Consider the following 8392-nt stretch of genomic DNA (forward strand, 5'->3'; position numbering starts at 1 on the left):
GCTCCAGGACTTCACGGGACTCCTCAGATCGGGGTGGTTCGGCGGTGCCGGGCCGCCATGCCCGGCGGCGGGAGCGGGCTCAGGCGCTGATGACGCCCGCGCCCAGCAGGGCGAACAGGACGCCGCCCAGGAGGATGCGGTACCAGACGAACGGCAGGTACGAGTTGGTGCTGATGAAGCGCATGAGCCAGGCGATGACCGCGTAGGCCACCACGAAGGCGATCGCGGTCGCGACCAGCGTCTCCCCCATGCCGTACGGGCCCTGCGTGCCGGGATCGGTGAGCGAGGTGTACAGCTTGTACAGGCCGGAGGCGAACACGGCGGGCACCGCCAGCAGGAACGCGTAGCGGGTGGCGGCGGGCCGGGTGTAGCCCATGGCCAGGCCGGCCGCGATGGTGCCGCCGGAGCGCGAGACGCCCGGGATCAGCGCGAGGGCCTGGGCCAGGCCGTAGAGGACGCCGTCCCGCACGGTGAGCTTCTCGAGCGGCTTGGTCTGACGGCCGAGCCGGTCCGCCAGGGCGAGCAGGACGCCGAACACGATGAGCATGGTCGCCGTGATCCACAGCGACCGGAACTCCGTGTCGATCCAGTCCTCCAGCAGCAGGCCCAGGACCGCGATCGGGATCGAGCCCACGATGATCAGCCAGCCCATGCGCGCATCGGGGTCCGAGTGCGGGATCCGCCCCGTGACCGCGGCGCACCACCGGCCGATGATGCGGGTGATGTCGCGCCAGAAGTAGATGAGGACCGCCAGCTCCGTGCCGAGCTGCGTGATGGCCGTGAAGGCCGCCCCCGGGTCGGTCGCGGAGGGCAGGAACTCGCCCACGATGCGGATGTGGGCGGAGGAGGAAATGGGCAGGAACTCCGTGAGGCCCTGCACCAGGCCCAGGATGATGGCTTCGATCCACGTCACGGAGGGTCACTGTACGCCACGGCCCCGGGTGGGAACCCGGGGCCGTGCGATCCGTCACGAGCAGGACGGTCAGTCGTCGTCGTCCTCGTCGTCGAAGAGGTCGAGCGGGGTGACCTCCTCGGTGTCCGCGTACAGGGCGTCCTCGTAGGCCTCGAAGGCGTCGGCCACGGCGAAGAAGGCGGCTTCGACGGCGGGGTCGTCCTCGCCCCGCTTGTTCTGCGCGGCCACGAGGTGTTCGTTCAGGGCGGTGGTGAGGGCCTCGAGGGCCATGCGGGCGTCAGAGCTCATGGGTGAACGGTAACCCGGTGGCCGGTGACGCGGCCAGGGGTGGGCCGTGCGGGACCGGCCGCCGGACCCGACGCCGTCTGCCAGGATGGGCGGGTGCGTGAACAGCTGATGTCCTCGACCCTCGACGCGATCTCCCGCGGACAGAAGTGGGAGTACCTGGTGATGACGGTCGCCGCCCACGAGTCCCTCGCCGACGCCCGGCGGCGCCTCGTGGAGCACGCGGAGTACGGCCAATGGGAGCTGCAGCGCTCCGTGCACTACCGCGACGGGGCGCGCCGCTACTGGATGCGCCGCCGGGTGATGCGCGTGGCCTCGACCCTGCAGACGGTCTGAGGCGCGGGCGCGACGACGGCGCCCCGGCCGTCGTCGCGCCCGCGGCCCGGATCAGCGCGGCTCCAGCATCCGCTCGAGCACCCGGCAGCCGAACTCGAGCGCGTCCACGGGCACCCGCTCGTCGATGCCGTGGAACAGGGACGTGAAGGCCAGGTCGGCGGGCAGGCGCATGGGCGCGAAGCCGTAGCCGGTGATGCCCAGCCGGGAGAGGGACTTGTTGTCCGTGCCCCCGCCGAGCATGAACGGCAGCACCTGGGCCTCGGGGTCCTCCGCCTGCAGCGAGGCGATCATCAGCTCCACCAGGTCCCCGGAGAAGGGGGTCTCCAGGGCGACGTCCCGGTGCTCGGGTGCGATGGTCACGTCGGGACCGGCGAGCTCGGCGATCGTGGCGAGGGCGGACTCCTCCTCCCCGGGGATCAGGCGCACGTCCACGGTGCCGGTGGCCGAGGACGGGATGACGTTGTGCTTGTAGCCGGCGGTCAGCCCCGTCGGGTTGGACGAGGTGCGCAGGGTGCCGGCCACCCAGGAACGGGCCTGCCCGAGCGCGTCGAGCTGCGGCGTCGGGTCCGTCTCGTCGAAGTCCACGCCCATGATCTCGGCCACCTGTTCGAGCAGCGCGCGCGTGGTCTTGGTGTACACGAGCGGCCACTCGTGCCCGCCGATGCGGGTCATGGCGCCGGCCAGCCGGGTGACCGCGTTGTCCGGGTGCGGGGCCGAGCCGTGCCCGGGGGCGCCCTCCGCGGTGAGGTTGAGCCAGGCGAGCCCCTTCTCCGCGGTCTGCACGAGGTAGGCGCGCGAGCCGTGCACCTCGGTGGAGAAGCCCCCCACCTCGGAGATCGCCTCGGTGCACCCGTCGAACACCTCGGGGTGATGGTCCACGACCCAGCGTGCGCCGTAGACGCCGCCGGCCTCCTCGTCGGCGAAGAACGCAACCGTCAGGGGTCGCCGCGGCCGGCGGCCCGTGCGGGCCAGGTGCAGCAGCACCGCGAGCACCATGGCGTCCATGCCCTTCATGTCCACGGCGCCGCGCCCCCAGATCATGCCGTCCTTGAGCTCGGCGCCGAACGGGTCCACGCTCCACTCGTCCGCCTCGGCGGGGACCACGTCCGTGTGCCCGTGGATGACGAGCCCCGGCGCCTCCGGATCCCAGCCCGGCAGGTGCCCGACGACGGAGACCCGGCCCGGCGCCGACTCGAAGAAGCGGGGGGTCATCCCCGCCTCGGTCATGAGCCGGGCGCAGTACTCCGCGGCCTCAGGCTCACCGACGGAGACGTTGCCCCCGCGGTTGGTGGTGTCGATCCGGATGAGGTCGCGGCAGATCTCCACGACGCGGTCCTCGGGGCGCGAGCGGGCGGGGTTCTCGATGTTCTCGACCATGGTTTTGAGCCTAGCCCGAACCCGTGCTATCTTTCTCGAGTTGCCCGGAGCGGGACGGACCGGACAGGACCGGAACGCGGTGGGCGACGGAGCCTCTCCCAGGGCTCCACCGATGAGCGCGAGTGGCGGAATTGGTAGACGCGCAGCGTTGAGGTCGCTGTGTCCGCAAGGACGTGGGGGTTCAAGTCCCCCCTCGCGCACCGCTCGTCGAGCAGCAGGGCCCCGGTCGTCACGACCGGGGCCCTGCGTGTTCCCCGGACCGGCGTCCCCTCTAGAGTGGTGTCTGTGCGACGGCAGGCGCCGTCGGTGGAACCGCACGACGGCATGGAGGACCTGATGGCCCTGGAAGCCCCCGCACTGCTGCACCGGCTCGCGCGAGCCCACGGGGTGCAGCCCGAGTACGTCGGGCAGGACGGCTCGGCCCAGACCGTGCCGGACGAGGCCCTCGTGAAGGTGCTCGCCGCCCTCGGGGTGTCGGTCCGTCCGGACGGGGTCGCCGCTCTGGCCGAGGCGCTGGAGGAGGCGGAGACGGCCCCCTGGCGGGACGTGCTCCCGCCCACCGTGGCCGCCCGGTCCGGCCACCGCCTGTCCGTGCCGTGCCACGTGGCCGCGGGCGAGCCGGTCGTGGCCCGCGTGCGCACGGAGGACGGGCGGACCCTCGAGGTGAGCGTGAGCGAGCCGGTGTCCGAGGTCCGCCTCGTGGACGGCGTCGAACGCGAGCGCGTCCACGTTCAGATCCCCGCCGACCTCGCCCCGGGCTGGCACCGGCTGGAGGTGACCAGCGGCTCCGGCTCCACCGCCTCCGCGGTCCTGGTCTGCGCCCCGACCCGGCTGAGCACGGCGCGTCCCTTCCTCGAGCGCCGCGGCTGGGGCGCGGCCGCGCAGGGCTACTCGGTGACCTCGGCGGACTCGTGGGGCATCGGCGACGCGGCGGACATGGCGTCCCTGGCCGAGATCGTCGCCCGGCACGGTGCCGACTTCCTGCTGCTGCACCCCCTGCACGCGATCGAGCCCGGCCCCCATCCGGCGGACTCCCCCTACTCCCCCGTCTCCCGTCGGTTCCTCTCGGCGCTGGTCGTGCACGTGCCCTCGATCCCCGAGTTCGCCGACCTGCCCGCCGCGGAGCAGGCGGAGCTGCGGTCGGCCGGCGCCCGCGTCCAGGCGGAGCTGGAGCGCACCGGCCGGATCGATCGGGCCGCCGTCGCCGCCGTCCTGTGGCCCGCGCTGCGCCGCGTGCACGAGGTGCCCCGCTCCCCCGAGCGCGAGGCCGCCTACGCACGGTTCCGCGCCGAGGCCGGCCCGGGCCTGGACGACTTCGCCCTCTGGTCCGTCCTGCGGCTGGACGGCGACGGCACCGGACCCGATCTCGCCGACCCGGCCTGGGCGCCGGGCGGGGTCGAGGCGGAGCGGGTCCGCGTCGAACGCGCGACCGACGTCGACCTGCACCGCTGGGTGCAGTGGATCGCCGCCGAGCAGCTCGCCGGCGTGCAGGAGCGGGCCCGGGCGGCCGGCATGCGCATGGGCGTCATGGTGGACCTGGCAGTCGGGGCGACCCGCGAGACCGCGGACGCGTGGATGCTCGGGGACGTGCTGGTGCCGACCATGTCCGTCGGCGCGCCGCCCGAGCTGTTCAACCAGCTGGGCCAGGACTGGTCGCAGCACCCCTGGCATCCGCGCCGCCTGGCCGAGACCGGCTACGCCGCGTTCCGGGACATGCTGCGCACCGTGCTGCGCGGCGCGGGCGGCATCCGGATGGACCACGTCCTGGGGCTGTTCCGCCTGTGGTGGATCCCGGAGGGCACCGGTGCCACCCAGGGCGCGTACGTCGAATACGACCACGAGGCGATGCTCGCCGTGCTCACGCTCGAGGCCGAGCGGGCCGGCGTCGTCGTGGTGGGCGAGGACCTCGGCACGTTCGAGCCGTGGGTGCAGCGCCGCCTGGCCGAGGCCGGCGTGCTCGGCACGTCGATCCTGTGGTTCGAACAGGAGGACGGCGAGCCCACCCCGCCGGAGCGCTACCGGCGGCTGGCCATGGCGGCGGTGAACACGCACGACCTGCCGCCCACGGCCGGTTACCTCGAGGGCGTCCAGGTGGACCTGCACGAACGGCTGGGCCTCTACACCGTGGACGTCGCCCAGGAACGCCGCCGGTCGGCGGAGGAGGTGCGCGCGTTCCTCGCCGCCGCGGCCCGGCGCGGGCTGCTCGCCGAGGCGGACGTAGACGTCCCCGACGCCGGCCCCGAGGTGCGCGAACGCCAGATCGTGGCCCTGCACCGCCTGCTCGCGCAGGCGCCCTCGGCCCTGCACAGCGTGGCGCTCGTGGACGCCGTGGGCGAGCGGCGCATCCAGAACCAGCCCGGCACCCTCCAGGACCAGTACCCGAACTGGACTGTGCCGCTCGGCGACGGCGCCGGACGGATGGTCTCCGTCGAGGACCTGGCGGACTCGGCGTCGGCGGCCCGGCTGTTCGACGCCGTGGACGCCGAACTGCGGGCGTCCGTGCCGGTGGGGATCGGGGTCAGCCTGCACACCTCCCCCCTGGCCCAGCCCGGCCGCGGCGACGCCGGCGGCATGAACGTCTACGTGCGGCAGGCCGCCGTGGCCCTGGCCCGCCGGGGCGTGCGGATGATCCTGCTGACCCGGGCGGAGGAGCCGGTGGGAGCGGATGGCGCACGGGTCCGGATGCTGGACGCCGGCGGGCAGGCCCCGCCGGTCACGGTCGTGGACCTCGCCGCCGGGCCGTCCGCTCCCGTGCCCAAGGAGGAGCTGGCGGGACTCGGCGCCGAGTTCACCCGCGCGGCCCTGGACTGGCTCGCCTCGGACGCCGTGCCGGGCGGTCCCGTCCTCGGTGGCGCGGACGCCCCGCCCGTCGCGTTCGTGCACGGCCACTACTGGCTCTCCGGGTCCACCGCCGCGGCGCTGGCGCGGGCGGCGCACGCCCCGTACCTGCAGACCATGCACACCACGGCGGCGGCGAAGATGCTCGAGGACCCCGAGCTGCGCGAGCCGGCCGCGCGGATCGAGGCCGAGCGCGAGGTCGCCGAGCGGGCCGACCTGCTCGTGGTCAACTCCGCCGCCGAGGTCGCCGACCTGCGCGAGCTGCTGGACGTGCCCCGCGCCCGCACCCGGGTGCTGCCCCCCGGGGCCGACCTCGAGACGTTCACGCCGGAGGGCGCCGCGCAGTGGCCGGGCGCCCCGGAGGACGACGGGGCCCTGCGCGTCCTGTTCGCCGGCCGCGTGCAGCGGCACAAGGGCCCGCACCTGCTCGTGGCCGCCCTCGGGGTGCTGCGCGAGCGGGCCGGTGGCGCGGGCGCCGACCCGGGGGTGCGCCTGCACGTGAACGGGGCCGCTTCGGGGGACGACGAGCTGGACCTGGCGGGCCTGGCCGCGCGGGAGGGGGTCGCCGACCTGGTGACGTTCTCCGGGCCGGTGCCCGCGCCCGCCCTGGCCGCCCAGTTCCGGGCGGCGGACGTCGTGGCGATGCCGAGCGCGTCCGAGACCTACGGCCTGGTCGCCCTCGAGGCACAGGCCTGCGGCACGCCCGTGCTGGCGCACCGGGTCGGCGGACTGGTCTACGCGGTCCTCGACGGCGTGTCCGGCCGCCACGTGACGGCGGGCACCCCCGAGGCGTGGGCCGATGCCCTGGCCGAGATCCTGGCGGATCGTGACGCCTGGGCGGCACTGGGGACCGGCGCCGTGCGCCACGCCGCCGGTCACTCGTGGGAGGCCTACGCGGACGGGCTGCTCGAGGCCGTCACCGCCGTGCCGCGGCGGTCGCCCGGGCTGGACGCCTGACCGCCCGAACGCACCGGCCCGCCGAGACAGCGAGTCTCGGCGGGCCGGTGCGCGGGCCCGGTGGCCGTCAGGACTCGAGCGGAGTGATCTCCCCGGAGAAGTGCGGGCGCCGGCGCCGCGCATCCCAGCCGTACACGCGCGTGCCGCCGTCGGGCCCGGGCTCGTAGCGGACGGCCACGGTGGTCGGCAGCACGACGGGCGCCTCGAAGTCGATGTGCCAGCGGAACCCGGCGCCGGCCGGCTCACGGCCCTCGAGCATCCGGGCGGCCAGGAACATCCCGTGGGCGATCGCGCCCTTCATGCCGAACAGTCGAGCCGAGACGCCCGTCAGGTGGATCGGGTTCCAGTCCCCGGAGACGCCCGCGTACCGGCGTCCGGCCCCCGTCCCGAAGCGCCACTGGGCGGTCGGCGTCGGGGGCACGAAGTCCGGGCGGGCGGGCCGCTCGGGACGCAGGCCGGAGAGGTGGACGCCCTTGGCGAGGTACCGGGAGACGCCCTCCCACAGCAGTGCCTCCCCGCCGTCGTCGCCGGGCCCCTCGACGGTCACGACGACGTCCACGGCCGTGCCCGCGTGGTGCGGGACGAGACCCACCGCACGCGCGGTGACGCGCAGGGCGGTCTCAGCCGGGACGGGCCGGTGGTGCAGGACCGTGTTGCTCAGGTGCACCAGCCCGGGCAGGGGCAGCGGGAACTCGGGGTCGGCCATCAGCTCCATGGCCGCGCCGAACACCTGGGTGTGCACCAGGACCGAGGGCAGGTCCGCCGGATCCGCGGACCCGACGGCCCCGCGCCACGCGGTCACGGCCTCGGCCGGGATGCGGTGGCCGGTCACGACCACCTGACGGTCCGGGAGCTCGCGGGGACGGCGCCGACGGACGACGGCGTCCGTGGCGGCCCGCCCGGCGGCCCGGACGTAGAGCCGGCCGAGGGAGGGCGGGGCGGACAGCTGCGTGGTCTGCATCCTCACGCCCCCAGCTTCGACTGGCCGCAGACCCGCAGTGTGGCCCCGTTGGTGCCGCCGGCGGCGTCCGAGGCGAGCCAGGCCACCGTCTCGGCCACGTCCTGCGGCAGGCCGCCCTGCTGCAGCGCGTTGAGCCGCCGGCCCACCTCGCGCGTGGCGAGCGGGATCTTCGCGGTCATCTCGGTCTCGATGAAGCCCGGGGCCACCGCGTTGATCGTGCCCCCGCGGGCCGCGAGGACCGGGGCGGACGCCGCAGTCAGGCCGATGACCCCGGCCTTCGAGGCCGCGTAGTTCGTCTGGCCGCGGTTGCCCGCGATGCCGGAGATGGAGGCGAGGCCCACGATGCGCAGCCCCTGACCCGCCACGTCCCGGGCGTCCTCGGCGAGGAAGGCCTCGTTCATGGCCAGCTGGGCCGTGGTGTTCACGGCAAGGACGGAGTCCCAGCGTGCGGCGTCCATGTTGGCCAGCATCCGGTCCCGGGTGATCCCGGCGTTGTGCACCACCACGTCCATCCGGCCGTGCCGGGTGCGGCAGTGCTCGAGGATGCGCGCGCCGGCGTCCGGCGCCGTGATGTCCAGCGCGAGCGCGGTGCCGCCCACCTCGTTCACGACCTCGGCCAGCGCCTCACCCGCCGCCGGGACGTCCACGCCGACGACGACGGCCCCGTCGCGGGCGAGCGTCCGCACGATGGCGGCGCCGATGCCGCGGGCGGCGCCCGTGACCAC

General features: G+C 74.8%; 7 protein-coding genes and 1 tRNA gene. 3 read left to right on the plus strand and 5 right to left on the minus strand.

All coding sequences use genetic code 11. From position 1 onward, the window contains the following. Positions 1–79 precede the first annotated feature (79 nt). Together SJ20_RS03145 and SJ20_RS03150 are read right to left on the minus strand one after the other, a co-directional pair. Positions 80–913: an undecaprenyl-diphosphate phosphatase gene (locus tag SJ20_RS03145; RefSeq protein WP_036315183.1), complete on the minus strand. Its 834-nt coding sequence runs from the start codon at positions 911–913 to the stop codon at positions 80–82. A gap of 69 nt (positions 914–982) precedes the next feature. Continuing rightward, a complete protein-coding gene (locus tag SJ20_RS03150) occupies positions 983–1201 on the minus strand; it encodes a hypothetical protein (RefSeq protein ID WP_036315190.1) in 219 nt (72 codons plus the stop codon). Between the two features lie 93 nt (positions 1202–1294). Here SJ20_RS03150 and SJ20_RS03155 point away from each other — a divergent pair, with 93 nt between their 5' ends. Further along, complete coding sequence (locus SJ20_RS03155; RefSeq protein ID WP_036384809.1) at positions 1295–1534, plus strand: DUF5703 family protein; 240 nt, start codon at positions 1295–1297, stop codon at positions 1532–1534. Positions 1535–1585: 51 nt separating this feature from the next. Here SJ20_RS03155 and SJ20_RS03160 read toward each other — a convergent pair whose 3' ends face one another. Further along, positions 1586–2911, minus strand: coding sequence for a M20/M25/M40 family metallo-hydrolase (locus SJ20_RS03160; protein ID WP_036384810.1), 1326 nt, complete (start codon positions 2909–2911; stop codon positions 1586–1588). 116 nt (positions 2912–3027) lie between these two features. On the opposite strand from SJ20_RS03160, the gene SJ20_RS03165 reads away from it, so the two are divergent. Beyond that, a tRNA-Leu gene (locus SJ20_RS03165) sits at positions 3028–3111 on the plus strand. Positions 3112–3196: 85 nt separating this feature from the next. After that, a complete protein-coding gene (malQ, locus tag SJ20_RS03170; RefSeq protein ID WP_044658920.1) occupies positions 3197–6706 on the plus strand; it encodes a 4-alpha-glucanotransferase in 3510 nt (1169 codons plus the stop codon). A gap of 67 nt (positions 6707–6773) precedes the next feature. Here malQ and SJ20_RS03175 read toward each other — a convergent pair whose 3' ends face one another. Further along, positions 6774–7667, minus strand: a complete 894-nt coding sequence (locus SJ20_RS03175) for a MaoC/PaaZ C-terminal domain-containing protein (protein ID WP_044658921.1) — start codon at positions 7665–7667, stop codon at positions 6774–6776. A 2-nt stretch (positions 7668–7669) separates the two neighbouring features. Then, on the minus strand, positions 7670–8392 hold a 723-nt coding region (locus SJ20_RS03180), incomplete at its 5' end, for an SDR family oxidoreductase (RefSeq protein ID WP_044658922.1).

Origin of the sequence: Micrococcus sp. MS-ASIII-49 (assembly GCF_000946635.1) — a bacterium.
Lineage (GTDB): Bacteria > Actinomycetota > Actinomycetes > Actinomycetales > Micrococcaceae > Micrococcus > Micrococcus luteus.

What these genes read in the sequence shown, in the direction of transcription:
- SJ20_RS03150 (WP_036315190.1), bottom strand. Translation starts at nt 1,201, where the DNA reads ATGAGCTCTGACGCCCGCATGGCCCTCGAGGCCCTCACCACCGCCCTG.
- SJ20_RS03160 (WP_036384810.1), bottom strand. Translation starts at nt 2,911, where the DNA reads ATGGTCGAGAACATCGAGAACCCCGCCCGCTCGCGCCCCGAGGACCGC.
- SJ20_RS03175 (WP_044658921.1), bottom strand. Translation starts at nt 7,667, where the DNA reads ATGCAGACCACGCAGCTGTCCGCCCCGCCCTCCCTCGGCCGGCTCTAC.